This is a genomic window from Gottfriedia sp. S16(2024), assembly GCF_050473765.1.
Classification (GTDB): Bacteria; Bacillota; Bacilli; order Bacillales; family Bacillaceae_G; genus Gottfriedia.
Genome location: NZ_JBFLUO010000001.1, coordinates 62035 through 77565, shown reverse-complemented (window position 1 = coordinate 77565; position 15531 = coordinate 62035). Strand labels below are relative to the sequence as shown.

The following is a 15531-nucleotide window of genomic DNA, read 5'->3' as shown; positions in this document are numbered from 1 at the left end:
ACTACCCGTTCAAATTTTTACGCACCTACTACGATACTATTAAAATAAGAAGAAGGCGGTGAGCTATCCGATGAACTACGGAACTCTATTATTATCGAAAGTTATCGAGACGAACGATCCCCAGGCGCTAACACGTTTGGGAGTCGATGAGTCGCATTTCCCTACGAAAACCGAACGCCAAGTTTATCGCTTTATTAAAAGTTATTCCGACACTAACCGCAATCAAGCTCCGTCATATGCGACGGTTGCTTCGGAAATTCCCGAATATACGTTCGTGCCGGAAGTAAGCGACTCGTACGACTATCTAACGCGCAAGCTAAAGGGATTCGCCGCAAAGATAGCGTTAAAAGAGCATTTCGAAGGCGAATTTACTCGAAACTTTTCCGCAGAGGACGACGGAAATAAAATAATTGACGACTTGATTTCGGAGCTACAATCGGTTAAACTAAGAACAAGCGTTCGTAATAAAACGGGAACGAATTTGAAAACGGATTACAACGGATTCTTAACCGAGTACGATTCGCGCAAGTCCGGACAGTCGTTCAAGATTTGGCGCAGCAAGTTTCCGTCGATTAATGCGCAGATTGGCGGATACCTAAGCGGAAATTTATATACGTGGTTTGGGCGATCAGGTCGCGGTAAGTCGGTATTCACGATGGAAGAAGCGCTAGAGTCCGCAATGCAAGGCGCAAGGGTTTTAGTATGGGCGATGGAGATGTCGGAGTTCGAATGGATTGCCCGCGCAGTCTCCTCGCTTAGCGCCCGAGTGTTCGGCGATTCGAAAGTGATTGACGGCGTTAATTACGAGGTTGGCTTCGAGAATAAGGCGTTATTGATGGGGCGACTGGGCAGCGCAGAAGAAGAGGAAAAACTACGCGATTTCTTCGTCATCTTAAATGAAGCGCTACCTGGCGAGATAATATTGCGCTCTGCCGACCACGACGACTTTATCAGCGCGGAGTTGCGCAGCTTGAAGCGGACATTATCGAAACGAAAGCGGATGTCGTAGTAGTTGATCCGTTCTATTATATGGATTACGAAGCAAATACGTCTAAGACCTCCGGAGGGGACGCTTCGAATACGTCGATGAAAATACGCCGAATAGCCGGGCAAACAAAAGCGGTGATTCACGTAATTACACAAGCGGACGAGACGACCGAGGAAGTTATCGATGGCGTGCGTGAAATCAAACCGCCGAAGCGTGCGGAGATTAAGAAAACGAAGGCCGTGCTAGAGGATGCGGTTAATACTTTCGGAATCGATACGTCAGACGGGCGCGGCATTATCGCAATCGGTAAAGGAAGGAATGGCGGAGAGGGAGCGGAAGTAGAAGTAACGTATCTGCCGAATTTCGGTATCGTGAAAGAGCTGCAGATGGACGAAACGTCGCTATCGCAATTCAATTTCTAACGAAATAATTTTCCCCATTGTATTACGAATTTTACGATAGTATAATAGAATATTACGGTAATATTACCCAAGTATTTCCAATATTAAGCAAAAGTTAATTACGCGTTAAGTGTTTGTTAACGACACATTAAGGAATTATGTTGTTTTAACCAATAAAAGGTAATACAATTAAAAGGAGGTTGTACGTATATGGCGATTATCAAAATTCGAAGCCAGCCGATCGACGTAAATGTCCGATATGAGCTCGAACAGTTTCCGTGGATTAACGGCAAGTGGTCCGGTGGGAAGTTATTAGCGCCAAGCCCGTTTCGCTACGATAAAACTCCGTCCTTCTTCGTCAGTCTCGACGGCGATTATGCGGGAGCGTGGAAGGATAGCGGTGCGTACGACGCAGAGTACGAAAGCGGCAACTTTACTACTTTGTTAGCGTACTTGCGGAACGAAACGACGGAAGAGACGGAAGAATACCTGCTCCACGCTTATAAAACGGACTACTCCGACGGCATAAAATTAAATTTTCCCAATTTACGATTAGCGGAAAATATGCGATACTTAGACCGTAGTGTGTTAGTGTGTTACGCCTATCGCCACCGATATCTCGAAACTAGGGGAATTAGCGAAGCCGTTCAGCGTTATAATAAAATCGGTTACGATCGTAGTAGGCAGGCGATTGTGATTCCGTGGTTTGCAGCGAACGGTCAGCTAGCGAATATTAAGTATCGGAGTATTCGAGGTAAGACGTTTTGGTACGAAAAAGGTGCCGTCCCTATCCGAGACTTAGTATGGGGGATTCACCGCGCTAGGCCTACGACGGTCCTATGCGAAGCTGAAATCGATGCGATGTCGTGGCAAATGGCGGGCTATTCTGCGATAGCGGTCGGCGGTGCCTCATTTAACGATAAGAAGCGCGATTTGATTATCCGAAGCAATATAGAAGAGTTGATCATCGCGACTGATAACGATAAGATGGGCGCAAAGTTGCGTGAAGAGGTTACGAAAAGTTTAAACGGATACGTGCGGGTTAGGCAGGCGCATGTGGCAACCGTTAAAGATGTAAACGAAATACTTATTAAGGGCGGTGGCGTTGCGAAGTTAAAGGAAATGGCGGAGAAAGCGGAAAGTAGCGGAGGCTTGCGCTTGAAAATTCGTTAATTAACGTACTGGCTGCCGAGGTAAGACTTACGCTAGCTGCGCTTGTTCTTACCTTCCGGTATCCATTCGTAAAGATCATCGATAGAACATCCTAGAGCCGAGGCGATTTTCTTAGCGCTGTCTATGTACATGCCGTGTTTGCCGCGGTTCTTTATTTTATCGTTGATGTATCCTTTACTCATACCGGTTCTTGCCGAGAGTTCTTGTTGCGTCATGCCTTTTGCGTCAAGTAACTCCTGAATGCGGCATTTACCTACTTTGTACGTAATAAACACCTCCAATACGGTGATGCAACTTAATATTACCATATTTTGTAAATTTCTTCAAAAATATTTTTAATTGTTCTCTTTACAAGCGATAACGCGTATAGTATTATTAAAGTACAGATAAGCGATAACGCGTACAGAGGAGGAAATTATATGGTGAAAAATACAACAGAAATACTTGATTCTATTATAGGAGCTCAGGAAGCTTCTGAAATTTGGGGTTTAGCACCCGCATATATAAAGGATTTATGTGCTAAAGGGGAAATAAAAGCTAAGAAGATAGGGAAAACTTGGGTAATTGATAAAAACCAAGAAAATCCTAGGAAGTTAAAATAGTTAATTTGTATTTTTGTTTTTGCATCTAAATAGAAGGAGGGAATTCATAAATGATTTTAGTGGCTACAGAAATCGAAGAAACGTTGGACATCTTGGAAACTAAGATAACATGGCAAGATATCGCAAAAGCTGCAGGTTTAACAAAGGGGGCACTTTCCCATTTTAAGAACGGATCAGAAATGAAATTTCCAGCTCTTTTAAAAATTGCAAGATTTATTTACAACAACGATTACATAAGCAAGTTTAAGCGCTGGTGCTTGAGATTTAACCAACCTAAAAATGTTTGTTACGCTTTAGATTATCTAGCGGTAAACAGGCAAGTTGATGAACTAGACGAACTAATCGATAAAGTAAACAAAGAACGGCAAAGCGATCAAAAGTTAATAGAATGGGCAAAAGGCTACTCGATTTTGTCGTCTTATTTAAAAGGTAATAATCCTGAAGAAGTTCTTAATCAGTTACGCTCGTTTTCACCAAAAACAATTGAAATGAAGATTCTTTCTTTAAATACAGAGTTTTGGTGTAGAAATAAAATGAGAGAATACAGCATTATGGCTTCACTTATCAAAGGGTTGGATATTACGATTAATGAAATAGAAGATACATACATCAGAGAGTCTTATACAATGCAGTTGAAAGACTGTTTAGCTTTTGTTAACTTGTATAAGTTTAATAACATAGAATTGGCAAGAAAATATGCAAACGAAATAATTTCTTCGGATTTTAGCGCGACTTTCACAGCCAACGCGGCATACTTATTAGGAATGTCGTACTTGTTTGAAGATTACGACTTATGCTTGGGTAACATCCTAAGATATCGAGGACTGTTAGAAGAAACTGGAAGGTTAGCCGAATTAAAAGTAGTGGACGAAAATGATATACCGTTCATTAAAAACATTTGGAATAAACATTCCCAACAGCCCGAAACAAACGACATTTCCGAAAAAGCACATTACGAGGCGATTACGGGGAATAATGAATTAGCCTTAGAATTAATTAATAAAGCAATTGACGAAAGTGGTGTAAGTGGGTTTAAATTATATTACAAAGCTTTAGCAACAGGTGATAAAACCCTTTTTATGCAATCGTTAATATTCTTTATTAGTAAAAAAGGTGATAAGTTCTTCGCTAATTTACCTTACAGCCATTTGAAGGATGATCCGGAATATACACAAATGGCAAACTTACTATTCAACGACTAAAAAGGAGACGATGAGGGATGAAAAAAAATATGTTATATAGTTTAGCAGGTTTAGCTGTTTTAGTAACGCTAGTGTTTGGTTTATCAGCAGCAGCTTCAGCAAATACATTAGATTCAGCATCAACACCAGGCGGTATGTCAACAAGCGCAGTTGTAGATCCAGGCACAGGCGGACGATAATAGAATAATAAAACCCAAGCATACTTTACTGAAGGGCTACTCAGCTCTTCTTTTTTTATGTTCATTAGAAAAAGTTTAGTGATTTTTAATTTTAATAAAATACTAAACTTTTCAAATTCTTCCAATTTACAATGCTATATTCTATTTAAGCGATACGTTACTTAACGAACTTTACGAAACTTAAAAAAGTTTTTGAAAAAAGTGCGCGAAGTTAAAAGCGGTCGCGGCATAGTAAATGAGGAGGAGATAAAATGAAAGAATTAACTAAAGATTTTATTAACGGCAAAGTATTTCTTTATTTAGAAAAAGGGATCGAGGATGACTTTTCAGATTTTTATAAAGAACTAAAAAACGAGTATCAATCTAAGTTGCGATACTGGAGTAAAAATACTTTCATGGCAAATATGCACGATATTCAAGAATTATTCGACGATACAGTATTCAATGTCATGAACGTCATTAAGAAAGACGGAGGCGACTTCGTAAAACTCTTCCAGCTACGATTAGTTAGCCGATACAAATCGCTCTTACGGAAATTGATCGTACGAAGAGCTCACGAAGATTACGATTTTGATAAAAGCTCGGCTGACCCGGAGGCGGCAACTTTCGAATTAGCGGACGATTTCAATCTCGAAGAAAAAGTTATCACGGATTTAACCGGAAAGAAAAAAGCCGACCAGCGGCAACTGATCGACTCTTTCTTAGACGGTGCGGATGCAGATACGACGGCAATCGTAAACGCGTTCCTTACTCATCCGAAACCAACAGCGACGGCAATCGCGAAGGAATTAGGAGTTCACCACTCTAAAGTTTTACGCAATTTCGAAAGGCTTGGCGGCACATTCGATTACAAACAATTCGGCGATTACCGAGACTATTTGTTTGCGATATAGTTCGGAGGTAATTAATACAAATAGGCATTATGTACTAATTACGCTTCCTACGTTTATTATACGTTATTTAACAACGTAGTTTCTAGCGTTATTTATCGCAAAAAGCGACTGTAACATTAATTTAAATATTACGGGAAATGTTTCCAAAAATCAACCCCACGGAGGTTTTGACGATGAAAACACGAAATTTGCTTACTTCTAATATACGCGAAAACTGGCGAAATAATACGCATTATGCGAAAAAATTACAGAGACTCAACGCGGATCCTAACCGTTTTTATGACGGACCAACCCACGCTAACGAAGATTACGCAGATAGCGTAAAATTAGGCGCAATCAAAGCGATAAGACTCGGATAAAAGACCGCGGACACAACGGCGAACTAATCTTCGCCCGTCCGTAAATGCTTCGAACAAATAGCGCTAACGTAGCTGAGCCGATAAATAAGGCGGTTTGGCAAACGTTCAGGACTTGGCGTTTTCGAAGCGTCTACGGGCGCAAGCCGTACTCGCGGGTATCCGAGTATTCCTCGCCGTGGAGGGCTTAGAATATCACGGAAAATGTGCGTTACCGATATCCGAAATCACAACCACCTCCTTAATGGGAGCCGATAGATATGGCGTGGGAACCGTATCTACGTCGGCTAGTGATTATTTACTAAAAGTAGTCGCTAGCGGGCGCAGGTTTACCAGCGTTCGAAAATAACTTATATTCCGGAAGGGGATCGATTGAATGACTCAGTACCAAGCAGGCGCAGACGCGCTAAACTCACTAAACGCAACAAACGAAGGGGGCGCAGGCTCTAGCGCAGAATTCGCAAGTTTCAAGAGCGGAACTTCTTATAAGGTTCGCGTAATGGGTACCGCAGATTTAATCCGTTTTTATAGCTACGGAATCTTCAAGAAAGTTAACTCGTTCGTAGCGAAGAATCCATCTGTTAAAAATGCGCGAGGCTTTGCGGAATCAAATTTAACGCCGTGGGATAAAGCATCGAGATACTTTACGGACTTGGCGTTCTCAGCTCGCGACAAAGGTGACGTTAAATCAGAAGAGGAATTCAAGGCGGAAGCAAGTAAGTATCGCGCTAAAGAAAGATTCGCGTTAGGATTCATCAACTTAGAAGACGGCGCGCCAATTATCGTAGATTTATCGAAAAAGCAAGCGCAAGGTGTTCACGCAGTTATTAAAAAGAACGAAAAGAAACTCGGCAAAGTGGCGTTCGAGTTAGAGAAATCCGGCAGTAGTACGAATACAATCGTAATGTTATCGCCGTTATCGCTTGATCCAGACGACGAGGAAGTGACGGACAAAGAACGCGCTAACTTCGCTAAGCATGACGAGTTCGATATGTCACTATTCGAAGGACTGCTTTACGAAGCAGAAGAGAAGGAGCAAATCGAAAACTTAGTCGCAGCAGGCTTCGATATTACGAAAATCGGATTATCAATCGGAGTTAAGGCGGACGATGTAGCGCCAGTAGATAACGACGATTTAGTTGACGATGATCTACCATTTTAACGAAGGGAGTCGGTAATTATGGCACACGAAACCACGATAACTGGCGGTCTTTCCGAAATGGCCGCAACTATTGCGTTAATTGCTAGCGGATGGCAGATTTCGAAGCCTGTCATCCCAGAAGTTTACGATTTAATCGGCAAGCATTCGGAAACTGGCGAGTGCAAAACGTTCCAGGTTAAAACGATTAATCGCCGTCATGATCGCAAAGGTGAGTACGTAATCAGCGGGCGCAAAAGTAACGGCACGAATTATTCGCTTGAAGACTGCGATTACATCGTCGGAGTTGACGGCAACGACGTATATATGACTCCGTGCAAAGGATTCGCGGAATATTGGGCGAGCGAGAGTACGATAGGCAAGCGTTGGGTTAATTTAACGAAAGTTGAGGCGGAAGTCAATGTCGGCTAGTGGTTACGTCTGCAACGCCTGCAACTCGAACATCCCGCAAGGCTTTGCGTTGTACGACGATAAATCCGAAGAATACTTTTGCGACGTAACTTGCTTCGAAACTTGGGCGGAAGATAATTCCGAAGATGTAATCGAATTTTATAAACGGATGAATGTGTCCGACGTTGACCTAGGCGGTGATTAAACGATGCAACTCGAATTAAATATCGGCGGCGATATCGTTAAGAAAACGGACGCCTTAAAGGAAGCCGTTAAGCGAAAGCAAGCCGTAACTGAAACGATAGACGAAGCGTGGCAACGGATTCTATCGATGAAAAACGCAACAGCGGATCAAGAACGGTTGCTGGAAGTAAGACGCGGAATGGCGGAGGGTTTGATAGGCAGAAATCCCTCCGATTCTGCTAAACGATTTAGCAAGGCGGAAGCGCTCCGGTTATATAAGCAACTGGCGGAAAGTCAACGCGAGCAGAAGTTAGCGGATTTAGTTGCGAAGACTCCGAGTAATTACGTATTAGTTGACACGCATGAAAAACTTTGGAAGATGCGCGACGATATTTCAACATCGGAATTAATCGCGTTTGACTGCGAAACATTTGGAGAAAACGGAGGGGCTTTAGACCCGTGGCGCGGCAACGTTGCGGGATTCTCCGTTACAACTAAAAACGCAAGTTATTACGTTCCGATTAAGCATTCCGAAGGTGAACAACTTCATATTCATTCAATCTGCGAATTATGGGACGTATTGGAGAGCGCTAAAATCGTAATGCACAACGCTCCTTTCGACTGTAAATGGATGGAAGTACATTACGGATTAAACTTAACGGACGCTCTTCACGCAGATACTCGAATTATGGCGATGGCACTCGATGAAAACCGTGATCACCGTTTAAAGAACTTGTTAACGGATTGGTTAAAAGAGCCGAGCGATAACTTCGACGAGTTGTTTCCGAATGTTCAATTTAACGAAGTACCGTTAGAAGTAGCGTTACCCTATGCGGCAGGCGATACGGAGAAAACGTTGAAGCTTTACGATTGGATAATGAAGCACTTAAACACGGAAAAGTTGGCGGATATCAAGCGATTAATTTTCGATATTGAAATGCCGGTATGTCGTCAATTTATACGTTCAGACTTACGCGGAATTCGATTTGATACCGAGAAGGCTTCGGAATTAGACGCGAAATTTGAAGTTGAAGAGAAGGAACTTTTAGAAAAAATTACGGGAATTTTCGGCGAAGAAATTAATCTTAATTCTCCAGCGCAACTTAAGCAGAAGTTATTCGTAGATTTAAAACTTACGGACATAGCTAACGGATCAACTGGCGTTAAGATACTGAAAAAGTTAAAACGTGAACATCCGGTAATTCCTTTAATAATGGAATATCGAGGTGTCGGAAAACTTCGTCAAGCATTTACGCAAAAGTTACCGAAGGAAGTTAAGTCTGACGGAAAGATACATCCATGGCATAATTCGTGGGGAGCTGCGACTGGACGATTTACTTGTAAGTCGCCTAACACTCAGCAAATACCGGCGAAACGTCCAGAAGTACGACATCTTTTCCTAGCGACGTCTAGCGACCGTATTCTTGTCTCGATTGACTACAGCCAAATTGAGCTACGAGTTTTAGCGCATATGGCGAATGAGCAAGTATTAATTAAAGCTTTCGAAAATGGGCACGACATTCACTCGACAACTGCAGCGTTAATAAGCGCAGGACAATATAGCTACGAAGATATCGAAAACGGAAAAGACAACGACGGATCAGCCGAGCAAAAGTTTCGTAAGCAAGCGAAGATAGTAAACTTCGGAATTGTATACGGAATGGGCGCAGGCTCACTCGCTGACAACTTAGAAATCAGTAAGAAAGAAGCGCAGAAGATTATCGACGATTACTTCCTCGGTTATCCAGGGATTAAACGTTATATGGATGAGCAACATCGCCTTGTAATGAAGCAAGGTTTTGTAACGGATATATTCGGACGAAAGCGCCGATTGCATAAGGAAATTAAATCGAAGGATATGTTCCGTAAATTTGGAGCGCAAAGGCAAGCGGGTAACTTTCCGATACAGGCTAGCGCAGGATCGATTTTAAAGAAAGCTATCGTTGACCTTAAACCGAAACTAGCGAAACATGATTCCGAAATATTGCTTCAGGTACACGATGAGCTCGTTTTAGACTGTCCGCGAAATATTACGGAAGAAGGTCTTAACGAAATAAGGGAAACGATGGAAAACGCAGTTAAGTTAGTTTGTCCGGTACGCTGCGACGTAGAACTAAATCCGGAAAGATGGCTCGAAAAAGTTAAGAATGACGAATGGTTTAACGAAGAGGAGGACGATTAATTGACAAACATTAACGAAATAGCAACGCAATTTACGGATTTTCTAAATAAATGGCATTCATATCGCGAGCCTTTCGATACGAAGTTAGATATCGCACTGCACGAGGCATATGCGAAAGAAATGCGTAAGTATAAACCGACGGATTTCAAATCGGCACCGTATTTTTCGCCTTCATCGTCCGGATCATCTGACCGCGAGCTTTACGTCAAGGCGTTAAAAATGCCTCGCGATGAGGACGAAGTTAAGCCGTGGCAACGAAGATATACGGCACGAGGAACGGCAGTCGGCGATTGGCTACAACGCGAGATACTTTTAGCGGAGCGACATTACGAAAAGTTTACCGGAGAAAAAGTTCCGTTTAAGATGGCGCGAAATGGCGAAGGTAATCCGTTCTTCGAAGACTTCGTTAAGACGCAGAGGTTCTTCGAACATAACGGACAACGTTTCAGTTTGTTCGGAACCTCGGACGGATTACTCGAATATCTCGACGAAGCAACTGGCGAAATTAAGCGCGTCGGTATCGAAATCAAGAGTAAGCAAACGTCGTACAGCGAAACGGGATTCCAACGTATGAAAGGTCCGAAAGATGACCACGTAAAGCAGGTAACTTGCTACGGATTAATGTACGATATCGACGCGTATCTAATCGTTTACGTCAACTGCAGCGTTAAAGCGTGGTTTATGACGGACGCGGAGCACGAAAAGTCGCCGGACTTCCGAGTGTTTGGCGTAGATATTACGGACGAAATGAAGGCAGGCGTACTCGATAAATTTGCGAATGTGACGCGATGTGTTGCGGAAGGTGTTAAGCCGCCATTAGACCTTGAAAGCTTCCGATTCAATAACTTCAAGCGTAGTTGTGCGGAAAGTGTTGATGCGGAGGAATTGGCGGAAATTCAGTCGCAAGTTGAACGTATGCAACGATCAAGTTTACCGGACTGGAAAAAGCGTGGTTATGCTGAAGCGTTAGAGTATATCGAAAATGTGCGTAGGGAGGCGATTTGATGGGTAGGTCAGTCGATATGAACGTAGGGGATTACGGTAAAATTCGCGAAGAATTAGTCACTGTAGGCGTTAAAGATGAACCTTTTTTAGACGAAATTCTACTCGCATTCGGTCATAAATCAGGTAGCGACTATTTCCTTTTAAATAACGAATATTGGGAGGATTACAATAGTTACTACAATGTTTCAACGTTTATAGATAGGTATTACGGAGTTAAAGATAGCTTTTACGCTTTTCTTCGAAATATGACTGAGGCTACTGCTAATATGTGTATCTATGAAGCTGCTGCAGAGTTGGGCGTTGAATTGCCGGAGTCCGAAGATGACGAGTAAACGCAAGACATACCGCATCTTATCGTTCGACATCTCGCTTTCATCGCCAGGCGTAGCGATAGTCGATATCGCAAACGGCAAGCCGAAGATAATCGCAATGTCCCACGTTAAGACTGACTCGAAACAACCTCATCCTTTGCGGACAGATATCGTCGAGTCATGGGCGACATTGTTTATCGCTAAGCATATCGGAAAGGGCTTCGATTACGTGATTCGCGAAGACTTTCACGGACAGTCTAGCGGACAGAATTATCCGGTATTTGCAGCATGGTCGGGAGTCGATCGAGCGGTAAGTAAGTTCGGATTGACCTTCGATAAATGGCAAGAAGTCGGCAGAGGCGGTCGCGTAAAGTGGCTGCTCGGTATTCCGCAGTCGAAAGTGAAGAAGCTAGTCGTTGGCGTTGGTAAAGCGGAAAAGAACGAAGTTGCCGAAGCTGTGCGAAAGTGGACCGGTTACAGTGGCGAGTTTGTGGTGGACGACGAAAGTGATAGTGCGGCAATAGCGGTGGCTTACGGAATACAAGCGAAATTGATTACGAAGGAGTGAAGCGAAATGATTGAACTTAAATATATCATTACAAACGGATATATAAGCGCTGAAACTATCGAAAGATTCACTAGCAAAGGGTGGGATTTCGTCTGTACTGTTCCCGCAAAAACAATTCATCCTCACGCGTTAGAGTCCGATAAGGCGACTATTTTCAGTATTTACCGAAGATACGAAATAGAAATAGATGTTAATGAGGGGGAGTCAAAATGACGAAATCAATCACGAAGTTTACGAAACCGAATTGTCCGATGTGCACCGTAACAAAGTCACTATACGAAGGCGAGCACGAAGAATGGGCGGCTTTAAACGCAACGATCACCGAAGTTGATATTACGGAGAATCCCGAGGCAGTTTCGCAACACGCATTATCGAGCGTCCCAACGTTCTTGTATAACGGAAAGCTTTATTTCGGAGTTGGCGGATATCATCGCTTGAAAGCGGAGCTTGAGTAATGAATTCGCGGATATACTTCGATAGCCTGACCGGAAATGTGCGCCGATTCGTCGAGCGCCTTCCGTTTGAGGCGGTGGATATAGCCGAGGTCGAGGACGTTAGCGAGCCGTTTATTCTCGTTACATATACGACCGGCTTCGGCAATGTTCCGCCGAGTACTTCGGAGTTCTTACGGAAGCATGGCGACAAATTAATCGGAGTAGCTTCGAGTGGAAATATTATATGGGGTGAAAATTTCGGTAAAGCAGCGGATAGAATTGCTTTGGTGTATAACGTACCAATACTACTAAAATTCGAACTTAGCGGAACGAATGACGATATAAAAATACTTACGGAGAGGGTGTCGGAAATTTGGCAAAATGGACGGAATTAAATAGCGAGGTAAAAGTACTGAAGGATGGCGCGTATCAGCTCGACAAGGATAAGGAAGCGGTTTACCACTACTTTATCGATTATATAAATATGAATATGGTGTATTTTGATGACGGGCTAAGCGAAAAGCTAGCGTACTTATTTAACAACGATTATTACGACGCGACCGTCTTCAATAAGTATTCATACGATGAAATTAAATCCGTTTATAAGAAAGCGTACTCGTACAAATTCCGTTTTCAATCGTACATGGCTGCGGTTAAATTCTACGAAAATTATGCGCTTAAAACGGATGACGGATCGAGATTCCTAGAACGCTATGAAGACCGAGTGTCAGCGGTAGCTTTAACGTTAGGTGACGGTGATTACGAATTAGCAATGAAATTAACGGAGCAAATGATGCTACAGAATTATCAGCCGGCAACTCCGACATTCTTAAACGCAGCGAGAAAGCGTAGCGGTAAGCACGTAAGTTGTTTCATTCTCGATACGCCAGATTCAACGGAAGGTATACAACATTCGATATATGCTTCCGCACAATTAAGCCGTCAAGGCGGGGGAGTTGGTATCGGGCTTTCTAAACTACGCGCTAGAAACGAAGCGATTAAAGGCGTTGAGAATTGCGCAGGCGGTCCGGTTGGCGTTGCGAAGATGTTAGAGAATACGTTCTTATACTTCGATCAGCTCGGTCAACGTAACGGGTCAGGAGTCGCTTATCTGTCCGTATTCCACTCGGATATCGACGAGTTTTTAGATACAAAGCGAATCAATGTCGACGATAACATCCGATTAAAGACGTTAAGTATTGGCGTACTGGTGCCGGATAAATTCATGGAGCTCGTTAAGTCAGGCGAAGCGTTTTATACATTTGCGCCGTATTCCGTATTTAAAACATTCGGCGTTAACTTGGACGAAATGGATATGAACGAATGGTACGACAAGCTAGTCGAAGATCCTGGCGTTAGGAAGACGAAGAAGGATGCGCGAAAGTTAATTACAAAGATAGCGCAAGTTCAACAAGAGTCCGGTTATCCTTACGTAATCTTTATCGATAATGCGAATAATCAGCACGCTCTTAGCGAGTTAGGACGTATTAAAAATTCGAATCTCTGCACGGAAATTTTTCAGTTATCGAAGGAAAGCGATATTAAAGGCTACGGAAGTACTGAAAACGAATGGGGTTCTGACATTAGTTGCGTACTTGGATCGTTAAATATCGCTAATATTCTCGAAACAAAACAAGTCGAAGAGGCGATTAAAACGGCAGTCTACGGATTAAATACAGTCGTAAATTATAACGAATTGCCTGCGGTTCCGTCCGTAACTAACGGAAATAAGAGCCTTCGAGCAATTGGTCTTGGTGTAATGAATCTTCACGGATACCTTGCGAAGAATCGTATTATTTACGGAAGTAAGGAAAGCGTAGAGTTTGCGGACATCTTAGGCGCATTGATCCGATACCATTCGATTAAGGCTAGCGTTGAGTATGCGAAAGAGTACGGCATTGTATTCGAAGGGTTTGAACAATCCGATTATTCTAGCGGAAAGGCTTTCGACCAATATTTCGACGTAGATATGGTACCGTCTAGCGAAAAAATGGCGCGATTATTTGACGGAGTTCATATTCCGACTAGTGATGAGTGGGCGGACTTATGGGTCGACTGTATGCTTAACGGAATGGCTAACGGATATCTTAACGCAATCGCTCCGACTGGCTCAATTTCGTATTTGCAAAACGCAACAGCTAGCGCAATGCCAATTACGGAAATCATCGAAACGAGAACTTACGGAGATTTAACGTCAAATTATCCGATGCCATTCCTTGACGAAGCTAACGGATATTACGTGCCGGCTTACGATATGGAGATGCGCGATATGCTAGACGTTATCGCTGCGTTACAGAAACACGTCGATCAGGGTATTAGTACGACGTTATTTATGAAATCAACGGCAACTACGAAGGACCTCGTAAAACTTTATATGTATGCGTGGTCAAAAGGATTGAAGTCGCTATATTATACGCGAACAAAAGTCGCAAATGTAATCGAAGAATGTGAGGCGTGCTCAATATGAACGAAGTATTTAACGGTGTAAATTGGAACGAAAGTGATCATCAATTAACGCAAATAGTCTGGCCGCAACTTAATACGCAGTTGTGGTTAGATAAAGAAGTAGCAGTCGCAAAGGATAAAAGTACTTGGGCGCTATTAACTGAAGCCGAAAAGGAAGCGTATAAAAAAGCGTTAGGCGGATTAAATCTCCTCGATACTCAACAAGGTAACGAGGGAATGCCGTACATAGCGCTAGCATTAACGAATAAGCAACAGAAAGCAACGTTAGCGAATATGGCGTATATGGAAAACATTCACGCGCAGTCGTATTCAACGATATTCGATACGCTACTAGAAAAGAGCCAAATCACGGAGATTCACGAATGGGTCGCAAATAATAAACAACTTCAGTATAAAGCGAAAAGAGTTACGGACTACTACCGCAATATTACCGATAACTATTCGCTATATATGGCGATGACTGCTTCCGTATTCCTTGAATCATTCTTATTTTATAGCGGATTCTTCTATCCGTTATACATGGGCGGTAACGGAAAGCTTACGAGCAGCGCCGAAATGATCAAGTTAATTCTGCGTGATGAAGCGATTCACGGCGTTTATATCGGAGCGTTGGCGCAGGAGACTTACGCTAAGCTTAACGATAATCAAAAAGCGCAAGCTGACGCAGAAACTTTCGAGCTGCTGGGCGATTTAATGGCGAACGAAATTACGTATTCGAACGAACTATACGGCGGAATCAACTTAGCGCACCAGGTCCGCGAATTTCTGAAGTATAACGCAAACAAGGCGCTAATGAATCTCGGTAGACTTGCGCATTACGAACATGAGCCAATTAATCCGATCGTGCTTAACGGACTATCGACGGAAACAGATACGCACGACTTCTTTTCGATGAAGGGCAACGGATATATCAAGTCTAACGTCGAAGAGTTGTCGGACGATGATTTTGCGGAGTTTTAAAAAGTTACCGTAAAACCTGCGCGAGTTTAAAAGCTAGCGCGGCATAAGAAGTAAGAGGGGCGCTTCCATCCCGGAGGTG

19 protein-coding genes are annotated in these 15531 nt (G+C 43.0%); 18 read left to right on the top strand and 1 reads right to left on the bottom strand.

All coding sequences use genetic code 11. The annotated features are described in order from the left end of the window. Positions 1 to 70: 70 nt before the first annotated feature. The 3 genes from AB1282_RS00510 (at position 71) to AB1282_RS00500 (ending at position 2562) form a co-directional block, all read left to right on the top strand. Positions 71 to 1009: a hypothetical protein gene (locus tag AB1282_RS00510; protein ID WP_429898236.1), complete on the top strand. Its 939-nt coding sequence runs from the start codon at positions 71 to 73 to the stop codon at positions 1007 to 1009. Between the two features lie 77 nt (positions 1010 to 1086). Beyond that, a complete protein-coding gene (locus AB1282_RS00505) occupies positions 1087 to 1410 on the top strand; it encodes a hypothetical protein (RefSeq protein ID WP_429898235.1) in 324 nt (107 codons plus the stop codon). 189 nt (positions 1411 to 1599) lie between these two features. Further along, positions 1600 to 2562 (top strand): toprim domain-containing protein, encoded by a 963-nt coding sequence (locus tag AB1282_RS00500; protein ID WP_429898158.1) that lies wholly within the window; start codon positions 1600 to 1602, stop codon positions 2560 to 2562. A 32-nt stretch (positions 2563 to 2594) separates the two neighbouring features. On the opposite strand, the gene AB1282_RS00495 is transcribed toward AB1282_RS00500, so the two are convergent. Beyond that, positions 2595 to 2837: a helix-turn-helix domain-containing protein gene (locus AB1282_RS00495; RefSeq protein WP_429901034.1), complete on the bottom strand. Its 243-nt coding sequence runs from the start codon at positions 2835 to 2837 to the stop codon at positions 2595 to 2597. A 144-nt stretch (positions 2838 to 2981) separates the two neighbouring features. Between AB1282_RS00495 and AB1282_RS00490 the strand changes: the two genes are divergently transcribed. From AB1282_RS00490 to nrdF, 15 genes are all read left to right on the top strand, one after another. Further along, positions 2982 to 3164: a helix-turn-helix domain-containing protein gene (locus AB1282_RS00490; RefSeq protein WP_429898157.1), complete on the top strand. Its 183-nt coding sequence runs from the start codon at positions 2982 to 2984 to the stop codon at positions 3162 to 3164. 50 nt (positions 3165 to 3214) lie between these two features. After that, the gene (locus AB1282_RS00485) at positions 3215 to 4366 is read left to right on the top strand and encodes an AimR family lysis-lysogeny pheromone receptor (RefSeq protein ID WP_429898156.1); all 1152 of its coding nucleotides are present in this window, start codon (positions 3215 to 3217) and stop codon (positions 4364 to 4366) included. A gap of 17 nt (positions 4367 to 4383) precedes the next feature. Further along, the gene (locus tag AB1282_RS00480) at positions 4384 to 4545 is read left to right on the top strand and encodes a hypothetical protein (protein WP_429898155.1); all 162 of its coding nucleotides are present in this window, start codon (positions 4384 to 4386) and stop codon (positions 4543 to 4545) included. Positions 4546 to 4796: 251 nt separating this feature from the next. After that, the gene (locus AB1282_RS00475) at positions 4797 to 5438 is read left to right on the top strand and encodes a sigma-70 family RNA polymerase sigma factor (protein WP_429898154.1); all 642 of its coding nucleotides are present in this window, start codon (positions 4797 to 4799) and stop codon (positions 5436 to 5438) included. Positions 5439 to 5611: 173 nt separating this feature from the next. Beyond that, entirely contained in the window at positions 5612 to 5797 is a 186-nt protein-coding gene (locus AB1282_RS00470; RefSeq protein WP_429898153.1) for a hypothetical protein, read from the top strand. Positions 5798 to 6170: 373 nt separating this feature from the next. Next, positions 6171 to 6956: a hypothetical protein gene (locus AB1282_RS00465; RefSeq protein WP_429898152.1), complete on the top strand. Its 786-nt coding sequence runs from the start codon at positions 6171 to 6173 to the stop codon at positions 6954 to 6956. An 18-nt stretch (positions 6957 to 6974) separates the two neighbouring features. Next, entirely contained in the window at positions 6975 to 7364 is a 390-nt protein-coding gene (locus AB1282_RS00460) for a hypothetical protein (RefSeq protein WP_429898151.1), read from the top strand. 187 nt (positions 7365 to 7551) lie between these two features. Next, positions 7552 to 9708, top strand: a complete 2157-nt coding sequence (locus tag AB1282_RS00455; protein ID WP_429898150.1) for a DNA polymerase — start codon at positions 7552 to 7554, stop codon at positions 9706 to 9708. Further along, positions 9709 to 10713 (top strand): hypothetical protein, encoded by a 1005-nt coding sequence (locus tag AB1282_RS00450; protein WP_429898149.1) that lies wholly within the window; start codon positions 9709 to 9711, stop codon positions 10711 to 10713. After that, positions 10713 to 11045 carry a hypothetical protein gene (locus AB1282_RS00445; protein WP_429898148.1) on the top strand — a complete coding sequence of 111 codons (333 nt, stop codon included), beginning with the start codon at positions 10713 to 10715 and terminating at the stop codon, positions 11043 to 11045. The genes AB1282_RS00450 and AB1282_RS00445 overlap by 1 nt, the downstream gene beginning before the upstream one ends. Next, positions 11035 to 11592, top strand: coding sequence for a hypothetical protein (locus AB1282_RS00440; protein WP_429898234.1), 558 nt, complete (start codon positions 11035 to 11037; stop codon positions 11590 to 11592). Before AB1282_RS00445 ends, AB1282_RS00440 begins: the two co-directional genes overlap by 11 nt. 209 nt (positions 11593 to 11801) lie before the next feature. Then, positions 11802 to 12047, top strand: coding sequence for a glutaredoxin family protein (locus AB1282_RS00435; protein WP_429898233.1), 246 nt, complete (start codon positions 11802 to 11804; stop codon positions 12045 to 12047). Continuing rightward, the gene (gene nrdI / locus AB1282_RS00430; RefSeq protein ID WP_429898232.1) at positions 12047 to 12421 is read left to right on the top strand and encodes a class Ib ribonucleoside-diphosphate reductase assembly flavoprotein NrdI; all 375 of its coding nucleotides are present in this window, start codon (positions 12047 to 12049) and stop codon (positions 12419 to 12421) included. The genes AB1282_RS00435 and nrdI overlap by 1 nt, the downstream gene beginning before the upstream one ends. Then, entirely contained in the window at positions 12400 to 14493 is a 2094-nt protein-coding gene (gene nrdE, locus AB1282_RS00425) for a class 1b ribonucleoside-diphosphate reductase subunit alpha (protein ID WP_429898231.1), read from the top strand. The genes nrdI and nrdE overlap by 22 nt, the downstream gene beginning before the upstream one ends. Beyond that, on the top strand, positions 14490 to 15452 hold the full coding sequence (gene nrdF, locus AB1282_RS00420) for a class 1b ribonucleoside-diphosphate reductase subunit beta (RefSeq protein WP_429898230.1): 963 nt from the start codon (positions 14490 to 14492) through the stop codon (positions 15450 to 15452). Before nrdE ends, nrdF begins: the two co-directional genes overlap by 4 nt. Positions 15453 to 15531: the final 79 nt, after the last annotated feature.

Excerpts from the sequence above, each read along its gene's own strand:
- AB1282_RS00480 (WP_429898155.1), top strand. The coding sequence starts at position 4,384 with ATGAAAAAAAATATGTTATATAGTTTAGCAGGTTTAGCTGTTTTAGTA.
- nrdF (WP_429898230.1), top strand. The coding sequence starts at position 14,490 with ATGAACGAAGTATTTAACGGTGTAAATTGGAACGAAAGTGATCATCAA.
- AB1282_RS00435 (WP_429898233.1), top strand. The coding sequence starts at position 11,802 with ATGACGAAATCAATCACGAAGTTTACGAAACCGAATTGTCCGATGTGC.
- AB1282_RS00465 (WP_429898152.1), top strand. The coding sequence starts at position 6,171 with ATGACTCAGTACCAAGCAGGCGCAGACGCGCTAAACTCACTAAACGCA.
- AB1282_RS00455 (WP_429898150.1), top strand. The coding sequence starts at position 7,552 with ATGCAACTCGAATTAAATATCGGCGGCGATATCGTTAAGAAAACGGAC.
- nrdI (WP_429898232.1), top strand. The coding sequence starts at position 12,047 with ATGAATTCGCGGATATACTTCGATAGCCTGACCGGAAATGTGCGCCGA.
- AB1282_RS00460 (WP_429898151.1), top strand. The coding sequence starts at position 6,975 with ATGGCACACGAAACCACGATAACTGGCGGTCTTTCCGAAATGGCCGCA.
- AB1282_RS00475 (WP_429898154.1), top strand. The coding sequence starts at position 4,797 with ATGAAAGAATTAACTAAAGATTTTATTAACGGCAAAGTATTTCTTTAT.
- AB1282_RS00470 (WP_429898153.1), top strand. The coding sequence starts at position 5,612 with ATGAAAACACGAAATTTGCTTACTTCTAATATACGCGAAAACTGGCGA.
- AB1282_RS00485 (WP_429898156.1), top strand. The coding sequence starts at position 3,215 with ATGATTTTAGTGGCTACAGAAATCGAAGAAACGTTGGACATCTTGGAA.
- AB1282_RS00445 (WP_429898148.1), top strand. The coding sequence starts at position 10,713 with ATGGGTAGGTCAGTCGATATGAACGTAGGGGATTACGGTAAAATTCGC.
- AB1282_RS00505 (WP_429898235.1), top strand. The coding sequence starts at position 1,087 with ATGAAAATACGCCGAATAGCCGGGCAAACAAAAGCGGTGATTCACGTA.
- AB1282_RS00440 (WP_429898234.1), top strand. The coding sequence starts at position 11,035 with ATGACGAGTAAACGCAAGACATACCGCATCTTATCGTTCGACATCTCG.
- AB1282_RS00510 (WP_429898236.1), top strand. The coding sequence starts at position 71 with ATGAACTACGGAACTCTATTATTATCGAAAGTTATCGAGACGAACGAT.
- AB1282_RS00490 (WP_429898157.1), top strand. The coding sequence starts at position 2,982 with ATGGTGAAAAATACAACAGAAATACTTGATTCTATTATAGGAGCTCAG.
- AB1282_RS00500 (WP_429898158.1), top strand. The coding sequence starts at position 1,600 with ATGGCGATTATCAAAATTCGAAGCCAGCCGATCGACGTAAATGTCCGA.